At 54.6% G+C, this 23004-nt stretch carries 25 protein-coding genes and 2 tRNA genes; 15 read left to right on the top strand and 12 right to left on the bottom strand.

Going from position 1 to position 23004, the window contains the following annotated elements:
* Positions 1 to 28: 28 nt before the first annotated feature.
* Positions 29 to 925: an aldo/keto reductase gene (locus tag L977_RS11500; RefSeq protein ID WP_014883563.1), complete on the bottom strand. Its 897-nt coding sequence runs from the start codon at positions 923 to 925 to the stop codon at positions 29 to 31.
* Between the two features lie 48 nt (positions 926 to 973).
* Complete coding sequence (locus tag L977_RS11495; protein WP_047625791.1) at positions 974 to 1213, bottom strand: DUF1289 domain-containing protein; 240 nt, start codon at positions 1211 to 1213, stop codon at positions 974 to 976.
* Between the two features lie 149 nt (positions 1214 to 1362).
* On the opposite strand from L977_RS11495, the gene eptA reads away from it, so the two are divergent.
* The 5 genes from eptA (at position 1363) to rnt (ending at position 6034) form a co-directional block, all read left to right on the top strand.
* The gene (gene eptA, locus L977_RS11490; protein ID WP_047625788.1) at positions 1363 to 2988 is read left to right on the top strand and encodes a phosphoethanolamine transferase EptA; all 1626 of its coding nucleotides are present in this window, start codon (positions 1363 to 1365) and stop codon (positions 2986 to 2988) included.
* A 41-nt stretch (positions 2989 to 3029) separates the two neighbouring features.
* Positions 3030 to 3629: a TetR/AcrR family transcriptional regulator gene (locus tag L977_RS11485; RefSeq protein ID WP_014883560.1), complete on the top strand. Its 600-nt coding sequence runs from the start codon at positions 3030 to 3032 to the stop codon at positions 3627 to 3629.
* A gap of 53 nt (positions 3630 to 3682) precedes the next feature.
* Positions 3683 to 4780 carry an alkene reductase gene (locus tag L977_RS11480; protein ID WP_014883559.1) on the top strand — a complete coding sequence of 366 codons (1098 nt, stop codon included), beginning with the start codon at positions 3683 to 3685 and terminating at the stop codon, positions 4778 to 4780.
* A 100-nt stretch (positions 4781 to 4880) separates the two neighbouring features.
* On the top strand, positions 4881 to 5288 hold the full coding sequence (gloA, locus tag L977_RS11475; RefSeq protein WP_047625787.1) for a lactoylglutathione lyase: 408 nt from the start codon (positions 4881 to 4883) through the stop codon (positions 5286 to 5288).
* Between the two features lie 95 nt (positions 5289 to 5383).
* Positions 5384 to 6034 (top strand): ribonuclease T, encoded by a 651-nt coding sequence (gene rnt, locus L977_RS11470; protein WP_047625786.1) that lies wholly within the window; start codon positions 5384 to 5386, stop codon positions 6032 to 6034.
* 44 nt (positions 6035 to 6078) lie between these two features.
* On the opposite strand, the gene grxD is transcribed toward rnt, so the two are convergent.
* Positions 6079 to 6426: a monothiol glutaredoxin 4 gene (grxD, locus tag L977_RS11465; RefSeq protein ID WP_003832760.1), complete on the bottom strand. Its 348-nt coding sequence runs from the start codon at positions 6424 to 6426 to the stop codon at positions 6079 to 6081.
* A gap of 338 nt (positions 6427 to 6764) precedes the next feature.
* Here grxD and L977_RS11460 point away from each other — a divergent pair, with 338 nt between their 5' ends.
* On the top strand, positions 6765 to 7538 hold the full coding sequence (locus L977_RS11460) for a C40 family peptidase (protein WP_014883556.1): 774 nt from the start codon (positions 6765 to 6767) through the stop codon (positions 7536 to 7538).
* A gap of 122 nt (positions 7539 to 7660) precedes the next feature.
* Positions 7661 to 8242: a superoxide dismutase [Fe] gene (gene sodB / locus L977_RS11455; protein ID WP_032636815.1), complete on the top strand. Its 582-nt coding sequence runs from the start codon at positions 7661 to 7663 to the stop codon at positions 8240 to 8242.
* A gap of 39 nt (positions 8243 to 8281) precedes the next feature.
* On the opposite strand, the gene L977_RS11450 is transcribed toward sodB, so the two are convergent.
* The gene (locus L977_RS11450; protein ID WP_014883554.1) at positions 8282 to 9448 is read right to left on the bottom strand and encodes an MFS transporter; all 1167 of its coding nucleotides are present in this window, start codon (positions 9446 to 9448) and stop codon (positions 8282 to 8284) included.
* Between the two features lie 163 nt (positions 9449 to 9611).
* Positions 9612 to 9701 carry a cytochrome bd-I oxidase subunit CydH gene (gene cydH, locus L977_RS24520; protein WP_014883553.1) on the bottom strand — a complete coding sequence of 30 codons (90 nt, stop codon included), beginning with the start codon at positions 9699 to 9701 and terminating at the stop codon, positions 9612 to 9614.
* Positions 9702 to 9998: 297 nt separating this feature from the next.
* Here cydH and purR point away from each other — a divergent pair, with 297 nt between their 5' ends.
* Positions 9999 to 11024 (top strand): HTH-type transcriptional repressor PurR, encoded by a 1026-nt coding sequence (gene purR, locus L977_RS11445; RefSeq protein ID WP_014883552.1) that lies wholly within the window; start codon positions 9999 to 10001, stop codon positions 11022 to 11024.
* A gap of 17 nt (positions 11025 to 11041) precedes the next feature.
* On the opposite strand, the gene punR is transcribed toward purR, so the two are convergent.
* Complete coding sequence (punR, locus tag L977_RS11440; RefSeq protein WP_014883551.1) at positions 11042 to 11953, bottom strand: DNA-binding transcriptional activator PunR; 912 nt, start codon at positions 11951 to 11953, stop codon at positions 11042 to 11044.
* Between the two features lie 114 nt (positions 11954 to 12067).
* Between punR and punC the strand changes: the two genes are divergently transcribed.
* Together punC and cfa are read left to right on the top strand one after the other, a co-directional pair.
* Entirely contained in the window at positions 12068 to 13267 is a 1200-nt protein-coding gene (gene punC / locus L977_RS11435) for a purine nucleoside transporter PunC (protein ID WP_032636819.1), read from the top strand.
* A 298-nt stretch (positions 13268 to 13565) separates the two neighbouring features.
* A complete protein-coding gene (gene cfa, locus L977_RS11430) occupies positions 13566 to 14714 on the top strand; it encodes a cyclopropane fatty acyl phospholipid synthase (RefSeq protein ID WP_014883549.1) in 1149 nt (382 codons plus the stop codon).
* A 31-nt stretch (positions 14715 to 14745) separates the two neighbouring features.
* Here cfa and L977_RS11425 read toward each other — a convergent pair whose 3' ends face one another.
* Positions 14746 to 15387: a riboflavin synthase gene (locus L977_RS11425; protein WP_014883548.1), complete on the bottom strand. Its 642-nt coding sequence runs from the start codon at positions 15385 to 15387 to the stop codon at positions 14746 to 14748.
* Between the two features lie 224 nt (positions 15388 to 15611).
* Here L977_RS11425 and mdtK point away from each other — a divergent pair, with 224 nt between their 5' ends.
* From mdtK to L977_RS11405, 4 genes are all read left to right on the top strand, one after another.
* Positions 15612 to 16985 (top strand): MdtK family multidrug efflux MATE transporter, encoded by a 1374-nt coding sequence (gene mdtK, locus L977_RS11420; protein ID WP_047625785.1) that lies wholly within the window; start codon positions 15612 to 15614, stop codon positions 16983 to 16985.
* A 153-nt stretch (positions 16986 to 17138) separates the two neighbouring features.
* Positions 17139 to 17215 (top strand) — tRNA-Val (locus L977_RS11415).
* Between the two features lie 4 nt (positions 17216 to 17219).
* Positions 17220 to 17296: transfer RNA gene (locus L977_RS11410), tRNA-Val, on the top strand.
* A gap of 118 nt (positions 17297 to 17414) precedes the next feature.
* A complete protein-coding gene (locus L977_RS11405) occupies positions 17415 to 19010 on the top strand; it encodes an FAD-NAD(P)-binding protein (RefSeq protein WP_047625784.1) in 1596 nt (531 codons plus the stop codon).
* Positions 19011 to 19038: 28 nt separating this feature from the next.
* Here L977_RS11405 and L977_RS11400 read toward each other — a convergent pair whose 3' ends face one another.
* Entirely contained in the window at positions 19039 to 19674 is a 636-nt protein-coding gene (locus L977_RS11400; RefSeq protein ID WP_014883545.1) for a carbonic anhydrase, read from the bottom strand.
* 72 nt (positions 19675 to 19746) lie between these two features.
* The gene (locus L977_RS11395; RefSeq protein WP_047625783.1) at positions 19747 to 20529 is read right to left on the bottom strand and encodes an MBL fold metallo-hydrolase; all 783 of its coding nucleotides are present in this window, start codon (positions 20527 to 20529) and stop codon (positions 19747 to 19749) included.
* Positions 20530 to 20654: 125 nt separating this feature from the next.
* On the opposite strand from L977_RS11395, the gene L977_RS24515 reads away from it, so the two are divergent.
* Positions 20655 to 20795: a hypothetical protein gene (locus L977_RS24515; RefSeq protein WP_003857665.1), complete on the top strand. Its 141-nt coding sequence runs from the start codon at positions 20655 to 20657 to the stop codon at positions 20793 to 20795.
* A gap of 48 nt (positions 20796 to 20843) precedes the next feature.
* Here the strand turns inward: L977_RS24515 and L977_RS11390 are convergent, their stop codons facing one another.
* From L977_RS11390 to fumD, 3 genes are all read right to left on the bottom strand, one after another.
* Positions 20844 to 22250, bottom strand: coding sequence for a DUF1996 domain-containing protein (locus L977_RS11390; RefSeq protein ID WP_047625782.1), 1407 nt, complete (start codon positions 22248 to 22250; stop codon positions 20844 to 20846).
* A 145-nt stretch (positions 22251 to 22395) separates the two neighbouring features.
* The gene (locus L977_RS24720) at positions 22396 to 22563 is read right to left on the bottom strand and encodes a hypothetical protein (protein WP_014883542.1); all 168 of its coding nucleotides are present in this window, start codon (positions 22561 to 22563) and stop codon (positions 22396 to 22398) included.
* 117 nt (positions 22564 to 22680) lie between these two features.
* Entirely contained in the window at positions 22681 to 22890 is a 210-nt protein-coding gene (fumD, locus tag L977_RS11385) for a fumarate hydratase FumD (protein ID WP_014883541.1), read from the bottom strand.
* Positions 22891 to 23004: the final 114 nt, after the last annotated feature.

The following is a 23004-nucleotide window of genomic DNA, read 5'->3' as shown; positions in this document are numbered from 1 at the left end:
TTTCACCGGAAAGTCAGATTATGGCGGTTTAAGGCACGTCGTAACCCAGCGCGGCTTTGCGGATGCGGAACCACTGCTGACGTGTCATCTCCAGCTCTTCCGCGGCCAGTGCAGAACGAACGCGTTCGATTTTTCCGGAGCCAATAATCGGCAGCGGTTTTGACGGCAGACGCAGGATCCACGCATACACCACCTGTTCAATGCTCTCCGCGTTCAGCTCACGGGCGATGGTTTCCAGTTCATTGCGCAGCGGCTGGAACGCCTCATCATTAAACAGGCGTCCGCCTCCCAGGCAGGACCAGGCCATCGGGCGAATACGCAGCTGTTGCAGCTGGTCGAGCGTACCGTCCAGCAGCAGCGGCTGATGGACAGGGGAAATTTCCACCTGGTTAGTGGCCAGGGTAAACGGCAGCCGAGACTGAAGCAGTGCAAACTGTGCCGGGGTAAAGTTTGAGACGCCGAAGTGACGCACTTTCCCACTCTGATGCAGATGCAGGAAGGCTTCCGCCACCTCATCGGCGTCCATCAGCGGGTCTGGGCGGTGAATCAGCAGCAGGTCGATGCGATCCGTCGCCAGATTGACCAGCGACTGCTCAGCGCTCTTGATGATATGCGCGCTGTCGGTGATGTAATGGCCGAGGGCGTGCTCAGGTTTTGCGGTGGTGGCAATCCCACACTTCGTGACGATCTCCATGCGGTCGCGGAGTGCCGGAACAAGCTTGAGCGCCTCGCCAAATGCGGCTTCACACAGGTAGCCACCGTAAATATCCGCATGATCGACGGTCGTGACCCCTAAATCGATATGCTCTTCAATAAAGCTCGCCAGCTGGAGGGGGGACATATTCCAGTCCATCAGGCGCCAGTAGCCCATCACAAAACGGGAGAATTCTGGCCCCTGGGGGGCAAGGGTAATTCGCTGAACCATAACATTTTCCTCAAGGACGTGATGTCATGAGTATACGCAATTACCGTGTTAAAACAGTGAAGGTTGCTGAGGTTCTTCGGTCTCAGCGGCTTTGTTTGCGTGGATTTTGCGCAGAAGTCGCTGCCGGCATAGCCGGAGCACCTCCTGTTTTTGCGTGTCGCTGAAGTTTTGCCAGTTAAAGCGCTCGTCACGGGTGCGCATGCACCCGCGGCAATATCCGCGTTCATCTACCTGACAAATACCCCGGCACGGGCTCTGGATGGGGAAAAACTCCAGTTGCTCTGCCACACTGACCTCCGCATGACCACTCTCATCTACAGTGAAGACGCTAAACGCGTCAGGTGCAAGGGCTTTACCACAGTTTTGTGGCATTAAGGTTTCACTAATCTTCCCTCTCTATACTCAGCCCATCATCAAAAGAACAGGTTTTTCGATCGATGCAGTTAATCAAAAAGTTACAATGTAACGATATTAAATTTACTCTGGGCTGTGCACTCTTTTTTACCCTGCTGAACGGGCTGTTTATCCAGCGCAGCTGGGCCATTATTGCCCCTTCTCATCTGCACGACATTCTCTTTGCCGCGTCCGTGCCGGTGGTGCTGTTTTGTGGCTGGGTAATTGTTTTTAGCCTGCTCAATATCCCGTACATCCGTAAGCCGCTGCTGATCGTTTTAACTGTCGGTTGCGCTGCGGCAACCTATTTTATGTATACCTACGGCGCGGTCATCGATCAGAACATGATCGTCAACGTGTTCGAAACCAACTCTCAGGAAGCCACCGCCCTGGTGACCCCGCAGATGATTCTGTGGATTGTTGTTGCTGGCCTCGTGCCCTCCGTGGTGCTGGCTCTCACCCGAATTCGTACCGGAAAATGGTGGTACGCGCTGCTGACGCGCGTAGCCGCGATGCTGGGCGCTCTGCTGGTGATCATCCTGATTGCCGCACTGTTTTATAAAGATTACGCGTCGCTGTTCCGCAATAACAAAAGCATCGTCAAAATGGTTACCCCGGCGAACTATGTCAGCGCCGTGGTGAAGTACAGCAAAATGCGCTGGTTTGCCGGCGATCAAACGCTGGTGCGCATTGGCGAAGATGCGCATAAAGGCTCGCTGATTGCGGGTCAGCAAAAGAAAACCGTTCTGGTGCTTGTCGTCGGCGAAGCCTCTCGCGCGGCAAACTACTCCCTGAACGGTTACGGGCGCGAAACCAACCCCGAGCTGAAAAAGCAGGACATGATTAACTTCCCGCAGGCCTCTTCATGTGGCACCGAAACCGCGGTTTCCGTTCCCTGCATGTTCTCCGGCATGACGCGCAGCAAATACGATGCCGACCTGGCTCGGCATCAGGAAGGGCTGCTTGACGTGCTCAGGCACGCGGGCGTCAACCTCCTGTGGCGCGATAACGACGGCGGCTGTAAAGGCGCCTGCGATCGCGTGCCTCATACCGACATGACGCAGTGGAATCTGGATCAGTTCTGTAAAGACAAATCCTGTATTGACGATGTGAACTTCTACCGTCTGGACAACGTGCTGGATGGCGTGAAGCAAGATACGGTGCTGGTTATCCACCTGATGGGCAGCCACGGTCCGGCGTACTATCGCCGTTACCCGGACAATTTCCGTAAATTCACCCCAACCTGCGACACGAACGAAATTCAGGATTGCGATCATCAGGCGCTGATGAACACCTATGACAACACCATCCTGTACACCGACAGCATGGTCAGCAAAACCATTGACGCACTGAAAGCCCGTCAGGCGAACATGAACACCGCCCTGATTTATTTGTCAGACCACGGTGAATCGCTGGGTGAAAGCGGTATTTACCTGCACGGTACGCCATACATGCTGGCACCCGAGCAACAAACGCACATCCCGTTTATGTTCTGGCTATCGCCGGATTATGCAAAAAACTTTGGCATCAACGCGCAGTGCTTACGCGACTATGCGGCAAAAAATGCGGTTTCGCAGGACAATTTATTCTCAACGGTGCTGGGTATGATGGACATTAAATCAAAGGTTTATCAACAGCAGCTGGATATTCTGAATGGTTGTCGGCAGTAAACAGGCTTGCATTAGACCGAACGGTCTATTAGAGTGAGGCCATGAGCAGAAATACTGAACACGATACCCGCGAACATCTACTGGCGACTGGCGAGCGGCTTTGCATGCATCGCGGTTTCACCGGCATGGGGTTAAGCGAGCTATTAAAAACCGCTGAGGTACCGAAGGGGTCGTTTTATCACTACTTCCGGTCCAAAGAGGCGTTTGGCGTGGCGATGCTGGAGCGGCACTATGCGGGCTACCATCAACGTCTCGCGACCCACTTCGCCACGGGTGAAGGTAACTATCGGGATCGTGTTCTTAACTACTATCAGGAAACGCTGAATCAGTTCTGTCAGCAGGGCATTATCAGCGGATGCCTGACGGTAAAACTGTCTGCCGAAGTGTGCGATCTCTCCGAAGATATGCGCACGGCGATGGATAAAGGTGCCAGCGGTGTTATCGCCCTGCTGGCCCAGGCGCTGGAAAAAGGCCGCAATGAAAAAACGCTGGCCTTTTCGGGTGAGCCTCTGACTCAGGCGCAGGTGTTATACGCGCTATGGTTAGGCGCTAACCTGCAGGCCAAGATTTCGCGCAGTGCCGTGCCGCTGGAAAGCGCGCTGGCACATGTGAAAAACACAATTACTGCGCCTGGCATTTAACAGGCGTTTTTATTTATCTTATTACTAGTCGACTGGTCTACTCAGGAGTCTTTATGTCAGCTGAAAAATTATTTACCCCCTTAAAAGTAGGTGCCGTTACCGCGCCAAACCGCGTGTTCATGGCTCCGCTTACCCGTCTACGCAGCATTGAGCCGGGTGACATCCCCACCCCACTGATGGGTGAATACTATCGTCAGCGCGCCAGTTCCGGCCTGATCATCACCGAAGCTACGCAGATTTCTGCTCAGGCTAAAGGTTATGCGGGTGCGCCGGGGCTGCACAGCCCGGAACAGATCGCCGCATGGCAGAAAATTACCGCGGGCGTGCATGCTGAAGAGGGACGCATTGCCGTCCAGCTGTGGCACACCGGGCGTATCTCCCACAGCAGCATTCAGCCTGGCGGCCAGGCACCGGTTTCAGCCTCAGCCCTGAATGCTAACACCCGCACCTCGCTGCGTGATGAAAACGGTAACGCGATCCGCGTCGATACCTCAACGCCGCGCGCCCTGGAGCTGGATGAGATCCCGGGTATCGTGAACGATTTCCGTCAGGCCGTGGCCAACGCCCGTGAAGCAGGTTTTGATTTGATTGAGCTGCACTCCGCGCACGGTTACCTGCTGCACCAGTTCCTGTCACCGTCATCTAACCAGCGTACCGACCAGTATGGCGGCAGCGTCGAGAACCGCGCCCGTCTGGTGCTGGAAGTGGTTGATGCCGTATGCCAGGAGTGGAGCCCGGATCGTATCGGCATTCGCGTCTCCCCGATCGGTTCTTTCCAGAACGTCGACAACGGCCCGAACGAAGAAGCGGATGCGCTCTATCTGATTGAAGAGCTGGCAAAACGCGGTATCGCCTATCTGCACATGTCTGAGCCAGACTGGGCCGGCGGTAAACCTTATACGGAAGCCTTCCGTCAGAAAGTGCGTGAGCGCTTCCACGGGGTGATCATCGGTGCGGGTGCCTATACGCCAGAGAAAGCGGAAGACCTGATCGGCAAAGGGCTGATCGATGCCGTTGCGTTTGGCCGCGACTATATCGCCAACCCGGACCTGGTCGCCCGCCTGCAACAGAAAGCCGCTCTGAACCCGCAGCGTCCTGAAAGCTTCTACGGCGGCGGCGCTGAAGGTTACACCGACTACCCTTCTCTCTAATCTCACCATTGTTCATTGATAGCGGCGACACTTCGCCGCTATACTAAAACATCGTTTCTGTTCAAAAAAATATTCAAATCCATTGGTTAATGAGGAAATTATGCGCCTACTTCACACCATGCTGCGCGTTGGCGATCTGCAACGTTCTATTGATTTCTACACTAACGTACTGGGCATGAAACTGCTGCGCACCAGCGAAAACCCGGAATACAAATACTCGCTGGCGTTCGTGGGTTACGGCCCGGAAACGGATGAATCGGTGATTGAGCTGACCTATAACTGGGGCGTGGACAGCTATGACCTGGGCAACGCCTACGGCCATATCGCGCTGGAAGTGGACAACGCAGCCGAAGCGTGCGAACGCATCCGCCGCAACGGCGGTAACGTCACCCGTGAAGCGGGTCCGGTTAAAGGCGGCACCACTGTGATTGCATTTGTGGAAGATCCGGACGGTTACAAAATCGAGCTGATTGAAGCCAAAGATGCCGGTCGTGGTCTGGGCAACTGATCCCTCAGGGCGCAATATGCGCCCGTAGTTTTACTGCATCACCCCGCAAAATTTGCCATAATGCGCTCTGCTTTTTCCCCTTGTAAGAGACCCTGATGTCCGATAACGCTCAATTTAGCGGTCTGTGCGACCGTTTTCGTGGTTTTTATCCCGTTGTCATTGATGTAGAAACAGCCGGATTTAACGCTAAAACCGATGCGCTGCTCGAAATTGCCGCCATCACGCTGAAGATGGATGAACAGGGCTGGCTTAAACCAGACACCACGCTGCATTTCCACGTTGAACCTTTCGAAGGGGCAAACTTACAGCCGGAAGCACTGGCCTTCAACGGTATCGATCCGCATAACCCACTGCGCGGTGCGGTAAGCGAATATGATGCGCTGCACGCCATTTTTAAAATGGTGCGTAAAGGCATGAAAGAGAGTAACTGCAGCCGCGCCATCATGGTGGCGCATAACGCCACCTTCGATCACACCTTTACCATGGCCGCAGCGGAGCGCGCCTCGCTCAAACGCAACCCTTTCCACCCGTTTGTGACCTTCGACACGGCAGCACTGAGCGGTCTGGCGCTGGGGCAAACGGTATTATCAAAAGCCTGTATTACGGCGGGTATTGAATTTGACGGCACACAGGCGCACTCGGCTCTGTATGACACGGAGCGCACCGCAGAGCTGTTCTGTGAGATCGTCAACCGCTGGAAGCGTCTGGGCGGCTGGCCGCTGCCGACAGGTGACAGCGAAGAATAAAAAAAGCGACCTTAACAGGTCGCTTTTTTATTTGCGCAGCAAACTTACTCTGCGTCCGGCTCTTCGGTTTTGTACTTCGCCGCGGTCTCTTTGATCAGCTGCTGCAGTTCACCGCGCTGATACATTTCAATCAGGATATCGCAGCCGCCTACCAGCTCACCGTCTACCCACAGCTGCGGGAAGGTTGGCCAGTTAGCGTATTTTGGCAGCTCAGCACGGATGTCCGGGTTCTGCAGGATATCAACGTAAGCAAAACGCTCACCACAGGCTGAGAGCGCCTGAACCGCTTGCGCGGAGAAGCCGCAGCTTGGCAGCTTCGGAGAACCTTTCATATACAGCAGAATCGGGTTTTCAGCGATCTGGCGCTGGATTTTTTCAATAGTGGTGCTCATGTCTTGCTTCCTTTAACTTCTGTTACGGCAATAGTCTGACATTGTAGCGGGTCAGGCTGGCATCGGAAAATAACATTTTCGTCACGTTTATACATTTTACCGCGACTCTACAAAAGTTGCATTGCAAATGGTGTTTAACCCTGCGGCAGTCAGGGTTTTGCTTAGGGAGTGAACAATTGTGCGACAGAACGATGAATTTTTTTGCACTTGCTAACGAAACAGGTTTTTAGATTGAAAAATGCTATTAACTTCTCGGGTTTTTATGGATTAGAATCGACGGGCTTTGTAAACCACTCGCGGGTATTATTGATGACCTGCATTTATCAGGGGACTGCCCAGTGGCGCGGATAACAAAAATCTCGATCACGCTCTGTGCTTTACTGTTTACATCACTCACTCTCACGCCAGTGGCAAACGCCTCTCAGCAGGCGCGGCATTCTGCTGTACAAAAAAGCCATCTGGTGAAAGCCACAGAACGTAAGAAAAAAACCACCACAAAGAACGAAAAGAAAAAGACGACCACCAAGACGACACAAACCGCTTCCAGCAAGACCAAAACAAAATCTTCCCGCACTGCCCACACCACCAAAAGTAAAACTTCGCTGACCGCTGCTAACCTCGTCACTGAAAAATGCATTACGCGTAAAGGCCACAAAGCGAAATGCACCAAAGTCACGAAAATCGCGGAAGTACATAAAGTCCGTGTACAGAAAGCGCAAAAAACCGCGATGAATAAACTGATGGGGCAAATTGGCAAACCTTATCGCTGGGGTGGCAGTTCGCCACGAACCGGCTTCGACTGTAGCGGCCTGGTCTATTACGCCTATAAAGATCTGGTTAAGTTCCGCATTCCGCGTACCGCTAATGAGATGTACCACCTGCGCGACGCCTCTCCGGTGAGCCGTGGTGAGCTGGAAAACGGCGATCTGGTCTTCTTCCGCACGCAAGGTCGCGGCACGGCTGACCATGTGGGTGTCTATGTCGGCAACGGGAAATTTATCCAGTCACCGCGCAGCGGCCAGGATATTCAGATCACCTCCCTGAGTGAAGACTACTGGGTGCGTCACTACGTCGGCGCACGTCGCGTGATGACGCCGAAAACTATTCGCTAACCCCTGCCCTGCCGCATCCGTGGCAGGGTAAGTTCCTCTTTTGCATACCCTTTCAATTTGCTATCCTGTCCTTGTTGTCTGTGTGGTTATTGGCAACGCTAAATATAATAAGGAGAGAAGCAATGTCGTTCGAATTACCTGCACTACCGTATGCAAAAGACGCCCTGGCACCGCACATTTCTGCGGAAACCCTGGAATACCATTACGGCAAACATCACCAGACGTATGTCACCAACCTGAACAATTTGATCAAAGGCACCGATTTCGAAGGCAAAACGCTGGAAGAGATCGTCCGTAGCTCAGAGGGTGGCGTATTTAACAACGCGGCTCAGGTGTGGAACCACACCTTCTACTGGCACTGCCTGGCACCCAATGCCGGTGGTGAACCTGCCGGTGAACTGGCTTCCGCGATTAACGCCGCCTTTGGCAGCTTCGCCGATTTCAAAGCGAAGTTTACGGATGCCGCCATCAAGAACTTCGGCTCTGGCTGGACGTGGCTGGTAAAAGAAGCGGATGGCAAACTTGCAATCGTGTCCACCTCTAATGCAGGCACCCCGCTGACCACCAGCGCTACGCCGCTGATGACCGTGGACGTGTGGGAGCACGCTTACTACATTGATTACCGTAACGCGCGCCCGAACTACCTGGAGCACTTCTGGGCACTGGTCAACTGGGACTTCGTCGCGAAGAACTTCGCCGCGTAAGAGAGACGCAGAAGGGGTCCCCCTTCTGCGTTATTTTTATTATTCCGCCGTGCAAACGGCTTCTGGCTGTTTCCGGCCGGACATCATCACCAGCAGCAGGCCGAGCGCGGCAATAATCGCCCCCATCACCGGCACAAAGCTGTATCCCAGACCGCCAGAAATGACGGCGCCACCCGCCGCAGCACCCAGGGCGTTCCCCAGGTTAAACGCACCGATATTCACCGAAGATGAGAGTCCCGGCGCCTCGTGGGCGACACGCATCACGCGCATCTGCAGCGGCGGCACCACGGCGAAGGTGGCTGCGCCCCAGACAACCATCGCGATGGCCGCGCCAAACTCGTTACGCGCCAGCCACGGAATCGCGATCATGATGGCAATCAACAAGGTTAAAAAGCCTTTCAACGTTCCGGTCACTGAACGGTCGGCAAATTTCCCGCCAAGGTAGTTACCCATTGAGAACCCTACGCCAATCAATACCAGCATCGCGGTAATAAAGATTGGTGTTGCATGGGTGATATCGTGCAGCACCGGTGAAATGTAGGTATAGAGCGTAAACATTGCCCCGGCCCCCAGCACGGTGGTCAGCAGTGCAGAAAGCACCTGCGGGCGCACCAGTACCGACAGCTCTTTGCGCACGTCCGGACGTTCACCCGCGCTGCCTTTCGGCAGGGAGAAGAACAAGGCCACCATCGCCACCACGCCCAGCCCGGCTGTTGCCAGGAATGACATACGCCAGCCGATCGCTTCACCCAGCCAGGTCGCAGCCGGTACGCCGCCAATGTTGGCAATCGTCAGCCCCATAAACATGGTCGCCACGGCGCTTGCCTGCTTATGTTTCGGCACCACGCTTGCGGCCACGACCGAGCCCAGCCCAAAGAACGCGCCATGGTTCAGGCTGGTCAAAATGCGCGACAGCATCAGGGTGGTGTAGTCAGGTGAAATGGCAGAGAGCACGTTGCCCAGGGTGAAAATCGCCATCAGGAAAATCAGCGCATTACGGCGCGCGCGGTGTGAAAGCAGTAGCGTCATCAGCGGCGCCCCCACCATCACGCCGATGGCATAAGCGCTGATTAACATCCCGGCCGCAGGGATCGAGACATCCACGCCCCGGGCGATAACAGGCAGTAACCCCATCGGGGAGAATTCGGTGGTGCCAATCCCAAAAGCGCCAATCGCCAGGGCCAGCAGGGGAAAATTGATTTTCATGCGTCAACTCCGGATGCCGTGTCATGTCGTGACACAGAACAAAGAAGCGGAAAGCATGACATCAATCACAAAAAATGAGAAGTTAACAAAATGGCAAAAGATTTTTGCCTGAGAAGTAACAATCCGGTAAACCGGGAGGGAGAAGATTCTCCCTCCGCGTAAATCAGTGCAGCGCAGCCGTCAGGCCAGCCGCCACAATCAGCGCCAGCACAACGATGGTAGTGAACAGCGAAAACTTCAGATCGGAACTCATCAATTTTTCTCCTTTTAATCCCCCCACGAAAAGTGAGCTTGCTCATTTTTGCATAGTTTACGTCAAAAATCTTCCCGGATTTAAGCTGATAACCACTTTACCTCTTCCCCTTTTCATCAAGATAGGACAAAATTCCACGCTAAATTTATTAGCGTACCGGCCATTGACCCCCTCCTGACGTCCCGTGTCGTTTTCCTGGCGTACCGCAATCTAAAATTGCGTGATAAGGGTGAGAGAAGGCAAACGTTTACCTTCAAGTATTTCAGGAGTTTAGGATATGGTCTGGAGTGACATTTAATGGCAACAATTAAAGACGTAGCAAAACGCGCAAACGTTTCCACTACAACCGTATCACATGTAATTAACAAAACCCGCTTTGTGGCGGAAGAGACGCGCAACGCCGTCTGGGCAGCGATCAAAGAGCTGCACTACTCGCCAAGTGCGGTTGCGCGCAGCCTCAAGGTGAATCACACCAAATCGATTGGTCTGCTGGCGACCAGCAGCGAAGCGGCCTATTTTGCTGAGATCATTGAAGCGGTAGAGAAAAACTGCTTCCAGAAAGGCTATACCCTGATTTTGGGCAACGCGTGGAACAGCATTGAAAAACAGCGAGCCTATCTCTCCATGATGGCGCAGAAGCGCGTGGATGGCCTGCTGGTGATGTGTTCCGAGTACCCGGAATCCGTACTGTCGATGCTTGAAGAGTATCGGCATATCCCGATGGTGGTGATGGACTGGGGTGAAGCCCGTGCGGATTTCACGGATTCCGTTATCGACAACGCCTTTGAAGGCGGCTATATGGCGGGCCGTTATTTGATCGAACGCGGTCATCGTGAGATTGGCGTGATCCCGGGTCCGCTTGAGCGTAACACCGGCGCAGGTCGTCTGGCTGGCTTTATGAAAGCGATGGAAGAAGCACTGATCACCGTGCCAGAAAACTGGATCGTACAGGGTGACTTTGAGCCGGAATCAGGCTACCGCGCGATGCAGCAGATTGTCTCCCAGCAACATCGTCCTACCGCCGTTTTCTGCGGGGGCGACATCATGGCGATGGGCGCGCTCTGTGCGGCCGATGAGCTGGGTCTGCGCGTCCCGCAGGACATTTCCGTGATCGGCTATGACAACGTGCGCAACGCGCGCTTCTTTACCCCTGCGCTGACCACCATTCACCAGCCGAAAGATTCGCTGGGTGAAACGGCCTTCAACATGCTGCTCGACAGGATCGTCAACAAACGTGAAGAGTCGCAGTCCATTGAAGTCCACCCGCGCCTCATCGAACGCCGTTCCGTTGCGGATGGTCCGTTCCGCGACTACCGTCGTTAATCGCTTTACGGAGCCAGTCACACTGGCTCCCGTAACCATTCCCGGTTAAGCGTTTCGCTGTCCCCCAGATAATCCAGCAGCCAGGCCATAGCAGGTGAAACATCATTTTGTTGCCAGGTCAGGCAGCAAGCCGCATCCGGGAACGGATTCTCCAGCGTCAGTTCAACCCACTCGCCGGTGTCGATTCGTGGGCGCGCAAAATGAACGGGCACCATCGCGACGCACAGCCCTGCACTGAGGCAGGTCGCCGACGATTCCCAGTCCGGGGCGACCACGCGACGCTGGTTATCCAGCAGCCAGGTGATACGCTTGGGCAGCGAGCGGGAGGTGTCCTCCAGCACCAGCGACGGCCAGTTACGCAGGGTATCGTCGCTTAACGGCCCCTCCATGGCCGCCAGGGGATGATCGCGTGCCACTACGCATTTCCAGCTCAGCATCCCCATATCGCGAAAGGCATAGCGTCCCCCAACCGGAATCGCCTGCGTCGCCCCAATCGCCATTTCTACCCTGCCGTCCGACAGCGCGTCCCACACGCCGTTGAACACTTCCTGCGAAACACGCAACTCAACGTCAGAAAAATGACGATAGAAATCGACGATCATTTGCCGGGTGCGTTCCGGCTTCACGATATTATCGACCGCGATGGAAAGATGCCCCCGCCAGCCGTTAGCGATCTGCTGACACTGTTCGCGGGTGATCTGCATTTTTTTGATAACAGAACGCCCTTCTTTCAAAAACCACGCCCCGGCAGGCGTTAATTCCACATCACGATGTCGCCGTTCAAACAGCGGAACGGCCAGCCACTCTTCTAGCTGACGCACCGTATAGCTGATTGCCGACGGGACGCGGTGCAGCTCCTGTGCTGCACCGCTAAAGCTGCCGTTACGCGCGACAGCATCGACCACTTCAAGAGAATAATCTGACCACATTTTCTGCCTGCAAAAAATTTGAATGCACCCGCCAAATATTAGCGTTTCACAAGCCGCTTTGCACTCCCTACACTCTGCGCCAATGTACACCTGCCTCCTCAGGAGAAGAAAACAATGCAACCCAGGAAAGGTTTTTTAGTCTGGCTCGGCGGCTTAAGCGTGCTGGGCTTTTTAGCCACCGATATGTACCTGCCGGCTTTCGCCGCCATGCAGGAAGATCTGCAAACCCCTGCCGCCGCGATCAGCGCCAGCCTGAGTTTGTTCCTCGCCGGTTTTGCCTTCGCGCAGCTGCTGTGGGGACCGCTCTCGGATCGCTTTGGCCGCAAGCCGGTATTGTTGCTCGGTCTGGCCATTTTTGCCGTGGGCTGTCTGGGGATGCTATGGGTTCGCGACGCCACCTGGCTGCTGGTATTGCGGTTTATTCAGGCAGTCGGCGTCTGCGCCGCAGCCGTCACCTGGCAGGCGCTGGTCACCGACTACTATCCGGCGAACCGTACAAACCGAATTTTCGCGACCATTATGCCGCTGGTGGGGCTTTCCCCTGCCCTCGCCCCGCTGCTGGGTAGCTGGATCCTCGCGCATTTCGACTGGCAGGCCATCTTTGCCACGCTGTTTGCCATCACGCTGATCCTGATGCTGCCGGCGTTCGCCCTCAAGCCCGCGCATAAAAAAGAGGCGCATGCCGACGCCAGCCCAATTACCTTTGCCTCCCTGCTGAGCGCCAAAGCGTATCGCGGTAATGTGCTGATTTATGCTGCCTGCTCGGCGAGCTTCTTCGCATGGCTGACCGGTTCACCCTTTATTCTGCACGATATGGGTTATAGCCCGGCGGCCATCGGTCTGAGCTATGTTCCGCAGACCATCGCGTTCCTGGTTGGCGGGTACGGCTGTCGCGCGGCGCTGCAAAAATGGGAAGGCCAGCAGATGCTGCCGTGGTTGCTGGTGCTGTATGCGTTGAGCGTTATCGGGACCTGGGCCGTCGGCTTTATTCCCGGCGTCGGTCTGGCTGAAATTTTGATTCCATTCTGCGTAATGGCCATCGCGAACGGCGCGATATACCCTATCGTTGTGGCGCAGGCGCTTCGTCCCTTCCCGCAGGCGACAGGCCGTGCGGCCGCACTTCAGAATACGCTGCAACTGGGGCTGTGCTTCCTGGCCAGTCTGGTGGTCTCGGCGCTGATTGCCACGCCGCTCCTGACCACCACCAGCGTGATGCTGGTTACCGTTGCGCTGGCCGGCATGGGCTATCGTATGCAGGCAGCCGCGCAGCGTGCGCAGGATAACCGCGCGCAGGCAGAAACGTCACATGCGTAATTACTGCAAAAATTATGTAACTTTTCGGTGATTAGGTTGCTAACAATTTTCTATTGAATCACCAAATTTTGCGGCCTATACTAAATTTGGTTCGATTAAATACGATAAATATTAAGTGTTAACGGGAGCCGGAGTGCTCCCGTTTTACCATGGAAGGCATTTCGGCAAGGGTTATCTCCCTTCCTCTGTTCTACGTCGGATACTAGCCTCGCGGTATATACCGTGAGATTTCTCACAAACCAAAAAAAGCGTCTACGCTGTTTGAAGGTTCTGATCACAGTAGGGTGATGGAGAAGCTATGAGTTCATCGTGTATAGAAGAAGTCAGCGTTCCGGACGATAACTGGTCCCGGATCGTCAGTGAACTGTTAGGTCGAGCAGGCATCACGATTAATGGATCATCGCCATCCGATCCTCAGGTTAAACATCCCGACTTTTTTAAACGCGTGTTACGAGAGGGATCGTTAGGCCTGGGAGAAAGTTATATGGATGGCTGGTGGGAATGCGAACGGCTGGATATATTTTTCACCCGCGTTTTGCGTGCTGGTCTGGAAAATCAACTCCCTCGCCATCTGAAAGACACCCTGCGCGTCGCCTCAGCCCGCCTGTTTAACCTGCAAAGTAAAAAACGCGCCTGGATCGTCGGCAAAGAGCACTACGACCTTGGCAACGACCTGTTCAGCCGTATGCTGGACCCCTTCATGCAATATTCCTGCGCCTACTGGAAAGAGGCATCGACGCTTGAAGAGGCGCAACAGGCCAAGCTGCGTCTGATTAGCGAGAAACTGCAGCTTGAGCCCGGAATGCGTGTGCTGGATATCGGCTGCGGCTGGGGTGGGCTGGCGTATTTTATGGCGAAGCACTACGGCGTCAGCGTCGTCGGCGTCACGATTTCAGCAGAACAGCAAAAGCTGGCCCGAGAACGCTGCCAGGGTCTTGATGTTGACATCCGGCTGCAGGATTACCGTGACCTGAACGAACAGTTTGATCGTATTGTCTCCGTGGGTATGTTCGAACATGTTGGCCCGAAAAACTACGACACCTATTTTGACGTCGTGGATCGCAATTTGAAACCAGACGGCATTTTCCTGCTGCACACCATCGGGTCTAAGCGCACCGACAACAACGTCGACCCGTGGATCAACAAATACATCTTCCCGAATGGCTGTTTACCGTCCGTGCGCCAGATTGCCAACGCCAGCGAGTCCCATTTCGTGATGGAAGACTGGCATAACTTTGGCGCGGATTACGACACCACATTGATGGCATGGCATGCACGTTTTCAGGAAGCCTGGCCGGAGATTGCGGACAACTACTCTGAACGATTCAAGCGGATGTTTAGCTATTATCTGAATGCCTGCGCGGGGGCGTTTCGCGCGCGGGATATTCAGCTCTGGCAGGTTGTTTTCAGCCGGGGGATTGAGCACGGCTTGCGGGTCGCCCGCTAAAAAAATAACCCCGGTTACCCGGGGTTATTTTTTATTCGTCTTCTGTGCTCGTTATTATTGCCGCTTCTTTTGCCGCCAGCACGCGCTCAACCGTATCCACTACCGCCTGGGTTTGCGGATCGATTTCGATATTCACGCGATGCCCGAGTTTTTTCGAACCCAGCGTGGTGCGTTGCAGCGTTTCAGGAATTAAATGCACGCAAAAACGCGTTGCCGTCACTTCTCCAACCGTCAGGCTAATCCCATCAATGCCAATAAATCCTTTATAGAGGATGTATTTCATTAATGACGGATCCTGCATTTTGAACCAGATTTGACGGTTATTTTCCGATGTCACGATTTTCGCCACTTCAGCCGTGGTCATGATGTGCCCCGACATCAGATGGCCGCCAATCTCATCACTGAACTTCGCCGCACGCTCAACGTTGACGGTATCACCTACAGCCAGCTCGCCCAGATTAGTAATACGCAGGGTCTCTTTCATTAAATCAAAGCTGATCTTGTTGCCATTAATTTCGGTGACGGTCAGACAGCAGCCGTTATGGGCAATCGAGGCGCCGGTTTCGATGCCATCAAGCATATATTCCGGCAGCTCTACAACATGCGTACGAAAATTAGGTTTTTCATCAATGGACACCACTTTGGCAGTGCCCTGCACAATACCAGTAAACATGCTTACAACTCCTGTTTTCTCCGGACGGTGGTTACACCGTTTAATCCCACCACAATAACAGTTGGAAAAAGAGGTTGCCAGCGGAGCGCATTTTCTGGCGATTTTTTCACTAGATAAATAGCTAAAGCCCGCTACAATAGCTGGCACCCCCCGCATTTTCTTCTTGCTGCCCGTTACGGCGGCTTTTTTAGTCTCTCTTATAACTACAAAATAAAGGTGTTCACGTGCAGAAGTACATGAATGAAGCGCGGCAGTTATTGGCACTGGCGATACCAGTGATCATCGCGCAAGTGGCCCAGACCGCAATGGGATTTGTGGATACCGTCATGGCAGGTGGCTATAGCGCCACTGATATGGCGGCCGTCGCCATCGGTACATCAATCTGGCTTCCGGCCATCCTGTTCGGCCATGGTCTGCTGCTCGCGCTGACGCCGGTTATTGCTCAACTTAATGGTTCGGGACGTCGCGAACGCATTGCCCATCAGGTCCGCCAGGGGTTCTGGCTGGCCGGATTTGTCTCCGTGCTGATTATGGTCGTGCTCTGGAACGCCGGTCATATCATTCGCGCGATGGATAACATTGACCCGGCACTGGCTGACAAAGCCGTAGGCTATCTGCGTGCCCTGCTCTGGGGGGCGCCGGGCTACCTCTTCTTCCAGGTGGCGCGTAACCAGTGCGAAGGCCTGGCGAAAACCAAGCCCGGGATGGTGATGGGCTTTATCGGCCTGCTGGTGAATATTCCGGTGAACTATATCTTTATTTACGGTCATTTCGGGATGCCAGAGCTGGGCGGGGTCGGCTGCGGCGTGGCAACCGCGGCGGTCTACTGGGTAATGTTCTTCTGTATGCTTACCTTTGTGAAACACGCCCGCTCTATGCGCGATATTCGTAATGAGAAAAGATTCAGTACGCCGGACTGGAGCATCATGACGCGCCTGATGCAGTTAGGCTTGCCGATTGCGCTGGCCCTGTTTTTTGAAGTGACGCTCTTTGCCGTCGTCGCCCTGCTGGTCTCCCCCCTGGGGATCGTTAACGTGGCCGGGCACCAGATTGCGCTCAACTTCAGCTCCCTGATGTTCGTTCTGCCGATGTCGCTGGCGGCGGCGGTGACGATTCGCGTCGGCTTCCGCCTGGGTCAGGGCTCGACGCTGGATGCGCAAACGGCCGCACGGACCGGGCTGGGCGTCGGTGTCTGCATGGCGGTCTGTACGGCGCTCTTTACCGTTGCATTCCGCGAGCAAATTGCCCTGCTCTATAACGACAACCCGGAAGTGGTGGCACTGGCCTCGCACCTGATGCTGCTCGCCGCGGTGTACCAGATTTCAGACTCTATCCAGGTGATTGGCAGCGGCGTGCTTCGCGGATACAAAGATACGCGCTCCATCTTCTTTATCACCTTCATCGCCTACTGGGTACTGGGACTGCCGTGCGGCTACATCCTGGCCCTGACCGATCTGGTGGTTGACCGCATGGGACCCGCCGGGTTCTGGATGGGCTTTATCATTGGTCTGACGTCAGCCGCGATCATGATGATGATGCGCATGCGCTTCCTGCAGCGCCAGCCATCAACCGTGATTTTGCAACGCGCTGCGCGTTAAATACGCAGTAGCCGCCTGCTGGCGGCTACTTTCTCTTCACTTTGCGCGGTAATGAAGCAATCGCGTGAAATCAGAGAGAAAAATGCATTTTCCCTCTTGCCACCTTGATGCTGTGCCGCTAATATTCGTCCCCGTTGTCACCGACAACACGTTGCGTTCATAGCTCAGTTGGTTAGAGCACCACCTTGACATGGTGGGGGTCGTTGGTTCGAGTCCAATTGAACGCACCATTCTGCGTCCGTAGCTCAGTTGGTTAGAGCACCACCTTGACATGGTGGGGGTCGGTGGTTCGAGTCCACTCGGACGCACCATTTCAGTCCTGAAATGGTGCAAATCCTCTTCAGATACCCTGATTTTTCTTAATCCCTTATTTTCATCATTATTCTCCTGCTACGCTTTTCTTATGGAAAAAATACAGGAAGCGCGTTGATGAAGAGTATCGCCATTATCGGCACCGGCCCCACAGGGATTTACACCTTTTATCATCTGCTTAAAAACAGCACCCCGCTCTCAGTTTCCGTGTTTGAACAGGCCGATGACGCTGGCGTGGGCATGCCTTATAACGACGACGATAATTCTCGCCTGATGCTGGCGAACATTGCGAGCATTGAAATCCCGCCCATTTTTATGACCTACCTCGACTGGCTGAAGGGACAGAGTGAAGCGCACCTGGCGCGTTTTAAGGTAGATAAAACCACGCTCCACGATCGGCAGTTCCTGCCCCGGATCCTGCTGGGTGAATATTTTCGCGACAGCTTGCGAACCATCGTCAAAGAAGCTAAAAAGCAGGGGTTCGAGGTTAACATCCATGAATCCGCCGCCGTTACCGACGTCATCCCCTCCTCAACCGGCGTCACGCTTTCCGTCAATGGCAACATCTTTCCTGAACGCTTTGACCTTGCGGTTATCGCCACCGGTCACGTCTGGCCAGACGAGGACGAAGCCACGCGCACATTCTTCCCAAGCCCGTGGTCCGGTCTGATGGACGCCCGCATTCCCCCTTGCCGCGTTGGCATTATGGGAACATCGTTAAGCGGTCTGGATGCGGCGATGGCGGTGGTGATGCAGCACGGTGAGTTCCGTGACGGTAAATTCATCCTGGACAAAGGCAGTGAAGCGTTAAACATTACGCTGATGTCGCGGACAGGCATTCTTCCGGAAGCCGATTTTTACTGCCCTATCCCTTACGAACCGCTGTCCGTTTTAACCGCATCCGTGGTTGAAGGCGAGATAGCCAAAGGATCGGATGGCCTGCTTGACCGCATTTTTGCCCTGATGGTGAAAGAGCTTCAACGTGCCGACCCGGCATGGTGCGAGAAAATTTCTCTGCAACGCCACAACGCCGACAGCCTGCGTGACGCCTGGTTTGAGGATCGTCAACAGCACGGTCCGTTTAGCTGGGCGGAAGAGAACCTCAATGAAGTTGAACGGAACAAACGCGAACGGCGCACCGTCGCCTGGCGCTATACCGTCCTTCGGCTGCATGAGGTCGTTCAGGAGATTGTTCCCCATCTTAGCGATCAGGACAGAGAGCGCTTCAAAAACGGGCTGGCCCGCGTGTTTATCGACAACTATGCGGCGATCCCTCCGCAGTCTATCCGCAGACTGCTTGCGCTTCGCGAGGCTGGCATCATCAGCGTGGCGGCCCTGGGCGACGACTATACGCTGGATGTTGGCAGCGACCGCACGGTGGTGTCCACAAAAGAGACCGTTTACCGCTTTGACGTTTTCATCGATGCACGCGGGCAAAAGCCGCTCAAAACCAAAGATCTGCCTTTCCCCTCACTGCGCAGAGCGCTGGAAACGACCGGCGACGAGATACCCGATGTCGGTGAAGATTACACGCTAAATGCGCCTGAAACGGTTCGCGGGCGCATCGCGTTTGGCGCGATACCGTGGCTGATGCACGATCATCCCTTTGTTCAGGGGCTGGCGGAGTGTGCAGAGATTGCAGAGGCGATGGCCAGGGCGGCTGAAAAACCGGCCACAGGTTTACGGCGTCGATTACCGTACGTAGAGAACTGACAGGGCTTCCATGCCCTGCAACGCGATATTACTCGAAGAAGACGTCCGGGTTTTCAGACAGCGAGACAAAGGTTTTCGTCGCTTTATCCAGGGCACGAATTTCGCCGCTTTCAATGTCATAGACCCAGCCGTGCAGGCGAAGGGAGTTGTTACGCAGCCCCACCGCGACGGACGGGTGAGTCTTAATGTTGCTCAGTTGCGCAAACACGTTCTCCTGCACCATCGCATTCACTTTATCGAGCGGCTTATCCCAGGTTTTCTTCTCAACCACGGCTTTGGCCGCATCGGAATAGCGCAGCCAGTGTGAAACAGCAGGCATCGGCTCCAGGTTCGCGTTATCGGCAATCGCCTTCATCGCGCCACAGTTGGAGTGGCCGCAGATGACGATATCCGTCACGCCCAGCGCCACAACCGCGTATTCGATAGTGGCGGAGACACCGCCAGGCTCAGGCCCGAACGGCGGAACAATATTACCAGCATTACGAATGACAAAGAGTTGTCCCGGCTCTTGCTGAGTAACCAGTTCCGGGACCAGACGGCTGTCGGAGCATGAGATGAACAGCGCTTTGGGATTCTGGCTGGACGCTAAACTGCGAAAGAGCTCTTTACGTTGCGGGAAAATCTCTTTTTGAAAGCTGAGAAAACCTTCAATGATATGTTGCATAGCCATTTCTCTTTTATCTGTTTTAGTTTAGGTATGATCGCGATCACACTCGTAAAGTTTACCCATCGCGCTTCACTTCAGACAAGCAATATATTTCTGGCCCGACCGCTGTACGATAGCGTCGGCATTCGCCGGAATGTTCTGCCCTTCGAACGCGCCGTAAAGACGGGCGAAAGATTTGCCCACCAGGCGCCGGGTGACCTCCTCAACCTTGCAGGCAGGCAACGGAAGCATATTCGGGTAGCTCCACATAAACGACACCGCATCCTTCCCGGGGGTGACCTGCAGAATATCCCCCGCCAGCAAAACGCCCACGCCTTCCTGCCAGTGCAGCACCGTGCCGCCTGCGAAATGGCCGCCGAGACGCAGCAAAGTAACCGATGGCACGATCTCCAGCGCATCGCCCTCCCAGTAATTAATCGCCGGACTGGCGCGCATCACCCACTCGCGATCGCTGGCGTGCAGATAGACCGGCGCATCAAACGCCGCGGCCCACTCCTGCATGGTGGTGTAATAGTGCGGATGGGAAATCGCAATGGCGCGGAGGCCGCCGAGCGCGGTGATGATAGCGTGGGTGGCCGGGTCAAGGTTGGCGATGCAGTCCCACAAAATATTGCCGTGTGGGGTACGCAGCAGCAACGCGCGCTGGTTAATCGCAAAAGACGGTACCGTTTTGATGCTGTACAACTGCGGCTCCAGCTGCTGCCATTTATTCGCGTGCGTGGCCGTTACCGTCGCATACTCGATCCACGCCTGGCCGCTGGCCGGGACATACTGCCGTTCATCCTCGCAAATCGGGCATCTTTCCGGCTGTGCATCGTAGGAGGTACCGCAGGTTTTACAGAGTGTAATCATGAGCGCTCCTCAGTGATAAAGCACTGAGTATGGCAGGGATTATCCTTATGTGCTGCGTGGTACATTGCTGGCTTTTTTTGCCCTATACTGTGCCCGTATCAATAACTGAACATAGCAGGTGCAACATGGAAATTGATCTCGATAACCTGGTTTTTAACGGACTGGATGAAGCGGAAGAACGCAACGCGGAACGTCTGGATGACGCGGACAAAAAAGCACAGGCGATTGTCGCCGACGACGACTGCGGTGATGCCTGCAAGATCTGATAAAAAGCACCGGTCAGCCGGTGCTTTTTTTTGGCACTCAACGGAGAGCTACAGTTCAGGCGTCTTTTTAAACCCCGTCAGCATCAGTACAAGGCTTTGCGCCGAAGAAGCCGGTTCAAACTGGTAATGGTTTCCCTGGCGGTCGCCGCCGATATACCACGAGATTTCGGTTTTCCCTTCCGCCAGCGCCTTGCGCACGGCTTTGTCGACATCCACCATTCTGTACTCGCGCGAGTGGTTGAGATACAGCACAGCATCGGATCGATAGCTGCAGGCCGGGCGGTCAGCCCAGCTCACCGTCGCAGGATCCCAGTCGTTGCTGGCCGGATAGAAGAAGATCTGATCGGCGCCGTCAGTTTCTACCTTACCGCCGTATATGCGAACGCGATATTTAAACAGAGAAGGATCCTGTCCCGCTGGCAGCGTCGGGATCGTAAACTTCACCAGTGAGAGGGTTTCACTGTTTTGCGTTCGGCCTCCGTTCTGCCAGTTATCCTGCACCAGCAAAGCCTGCGGCTGAGGCTGGGAGAGCCCCGGCTCAAGGCTGCTTAGCCAGACGTTTGCCTGCGCTTTTGAATAGGCATATGGCACGGTCGTGCCGCAGTCCAGCCCGCGATTCATACACAGTTCGGTCATAAAGCGCGCCCCCTCTTCCGTCCAGCCATTCATGAAATCAGCATGCGCAGTGTAGAGACTTCCCCAGCGTTCTTCGCGTTCGTCACCATGCATAATGGGATCGAGGGAAAGCTGTACTTTGCTGGTATCAAGGGATGAAATTGTCGGAAGCACATAAGCGATGTTCATGTTCACGGTCGGAATTTTCACCGGAAACGCGGTCGGGCATTGCCCTTTCGTATCGTACGTCGCATTGGCAACGCCGTGAGCGGGCTTGAGGTTCACGCCATCCCAGCAGTTGGGAAACTGAATACCGATATTAAACTGCACGGCGTCTCCCGCCTTGCGTAGCCCGCACACTTCGCCTGTTTTTGTCGTGTAACCTTTGCCGTTAGCACATAAGAACGTGATATGCGGGTTAGGCGCAGATCCATGGTGATCCCCCGCCAGCAGTGATAGCCCCGCCGGGAAAGGCTGCAGCGGCCAGGTTTCCACATTCGAGGCCTGATAATAGGTTTTTTGATACGCGGGTTTTACGATAGTGCCATCAGGCAGCCGCAGCGAAGGTGCCCAGTATGCCGAGCTATCCGCTTTATTATCGCAGGTGGTTTCTTCCAGCGTGCGCAGGGTTTCCCTGGTCGAGCTGGCATCGGTGTGCGTGTTGCCGAAGAAGTCATGCAGCATGGCCTCGTTGGGTCTGCCAAACATCATAATGGCATCATCGCCAAGGGTATGGGAGTAGCCGCAGACGACATGAGCCTGTGGCGCAGCATGTGCCGCATGCATGGCGAGAAGTAACGCAGGGGCTGAAAGAGCCGTGGTTAACGTGGTCCGTTTCATCATTATCTCCATTAATGAAAGGACCTATAGGTAACAAACAACGGGTTAATTAATCGAATGATTCACCGCGTACTTTTCCGCTCATTGTGGCTTTACACCCGTAACGCACAGCTCATTCCAGTACATTTCGCGCGTGCGGCGCAGTTCAGCGTGACGTTTTATCATGGAACCACTCCGGGTCTATGTTAGCAACGTCCACACCGTACAGGCTGGCGGCAGGCAGTATTGACTCAAGAACACGTTGCGCGCTGTTCTCCGCATTCACAGGTCGGGTGGCAAAAAACCGCCGTAACGTGCTGATCCATTTTTTCATCGTCTTGCCCCTCTTGCTTCACCTGCGTTCAGTAAAACACCCATTAACAATGGAGGGGAAATAACAATAACGACTGTTGATATGCGGGATCTGAGAAACGCGCGAAACGCGGGCGCATCACCCGGCCAGCGCTTTAACCACCGTCTCCATCGCTTCGGTTGTCAATTCGCTACGCTTGATGCGCTGGTTCGCCAGCGCCGTGCGCAGCACACCCGCAATGACAATATGCTTCGGCTCCTGCCCTAAATCACGCATCTCAAGCACCACCTTACCGACCACCCGGCACATCTCCTGGTACAGCGCTTCATCTTTGGTCACGTTACCCATCGTCATCACTCCGTTGCCTTTTAAACGTTGAGCTTAAATGATTCTCCTGCCGGATACAAAAAAGAAGCCCGGCGAGGATCTCGCCGGGCTTCATCTGTAAAATCAGCTAATTAG

It is taken from the genome of Enterobacter sp. ZOR0014 (genome assembly GCF_000798855.1).
GTDB lineage: Bacteria > Pseudomonadota > Gammaproteobacteria > Enterobacterales > Enterobacteriaceae > Enterobacter > Enterobacter kobei.
Note: the sequence above shows the minus strand (reverse complement) of the source record. Positions and strands in the feature narration are given on the sequence as shown.

What these genes read in the sequence shown, in the direction of transcription:
- L977_RS11500 (WP_014883563.1), bottom strand. Translation starts at nt 925, where the DNA reads ATGGTTCAGCGAATTACCCTTGCCCCCCAGGGGCCAGAATTCTCCCGT.
- eptA (WP_047625788.1), top strand. Translation starts at nt 1,363, where the DNA reads ATGCAGTTAATCAAAAAGTTACAATGTAACGATATTAAATTTACTCTG.
- L977_RS11485 (WP_014883560.1), top strand. Translation starts at nt 3,030, where the DNA reads ATGAGCAGAAATACTGAACACGATACCCGCGAACATCTACTGGCGACT.
- L977_RS11480 (WP_014883559.1), top strand. Translation starts at nt 3,683, where the DNA reads ATGTCAGCTGAAAAATTATTTACCCCCTTAAAAGTAGGTGCCGTTACC.
- gloA (WP_047625787.1), top strand. Translation starts at nt 4,881, where the DNA reads ATGCGCCTACTTCACACCATGCTGCGCGTTGGCGATCTGCAACGTTCT.
- rnt (WP_047625786.1), top strand. Translation starts at nt 5,384, where the DNA reads ATGTCCGATAACGCTCAATTTAGCGGTCTGTGCGACCGTTTTCGTGGT.
- grxD (WP_003832760.1), bottom strand. Translation starts at nt 6,426, where the DNA reads ATGAGCACCACTATTGAAAAAATCCAGCGCCAGATCGCTGAAAACCCG.
- sodB (WP_032636815.1), top strand. Translation starts at nt 7,661, where the DNA reads ATGTCGTTCGAATTACCTGCACTACCGTATGCAAAAGACGCCCTGGCA.
- L977_RS11450 (WP_014883554.1), bottom strand. Translation starts at nt 9,448, where the DNA reads ATGAAAATCAATTTTCCCCTGCTGGCCCTGGCGATTGGCGCTTTTGGG.
- cydH (WP_014883553.1), bottom strand. Translation starts at nt 9,701, where the DNA reads ATGAGTTCCGATCTGAAGTTTTCGCTGTTCACTACCATCGTTGTGCTG.
- purR (WP_014883552.1), top strand. Translation starts at nt 9,999, where the DNA reads ATGGCAACAATTAAAGACGTAGCAAAACGCGCAAACGTTTCCACTACA.
- punR (WP_014883551.1), bottom strand. Translation starts at nt 11,953, where the DNA reads ATGTGGTCAGATTATTCTCTTGAAGTGGTCGATGCTGTCGCGCGTAAC.
- punC (WP_032636819.1), top strand. Translation starts at nt 12,068, where the DNA reads ATGCAACCCAGGAAAGGTTTTTTAGTCTGGCTCGGCGGCTTAAGCGTG.
- cfa (WP_014883549.1), top strand. Translation starts at nt 13,566, where the DNA reads ATGAGTTCATCGTGTATAGAAGAAGTCAGCGTTCCGGACGATAACTGG.
- L977_RS11425 (WP_014883548.1), bottom strand. Translation starts at nt 15,387, where the DNA reads ATGTTTACTGGTATTGTGCAGGGCACTGCCAAAGTGGTGTCCATTGAT.
- L977_RS11405 (WP_047625784.1), top strand. Translation starts at nt 17,415, where the DNA reads ATGAAGAGTATCGCCATTATCGGCACCGGCCCCACAGGGATTTACACC.
- L977_RS11400 (WP_014883545.1), bottom strand. Translation starts at nt 19,674, where the DNA reads ATGCAACATATCATTGAAGGTTTTCTCAGCTTTCAAAAAGAGATTTTC.
- L977_RS11395 (WP_047625783.1), bottom strand. Translation starts at nt 20,529, where the DNA reads ATGATTACACTCTGTAAAACCTGCGGTACCTCCTACGATGCACAGCCG.
- L977_RS24515 (WP_003857665.1), top strand. Translation starts at nt 20,655, where the DNA reads ATGGAAATTGATCTCGATAACCTGGTTTTTAACGGACTGGATGAAGCG.
- L977_RS11390 (WP_047625782.1), bottom strand. Translation starts at nt 22,250, where the DNA reads ATGAAACGGACCACGTTAACCACGGCTCTTTCAGCCCCTGCGTTACTT.
- L977_RS24720 (WP_014883542.1), bottom strand. Translation starts at nt 22,563, where the DNA reads ATGAAAAAATGGATCAGCACGTTACGGCGGTTTTTTGCCACCCGACCT.
- fumD (WP_014883541.1), bottom strand. Translation starts at nt 22,890, where the DNA reads ATGGGTAACGTGACCAAAGATGAAGCGCTGTACCAGGAGATGTGCCGG.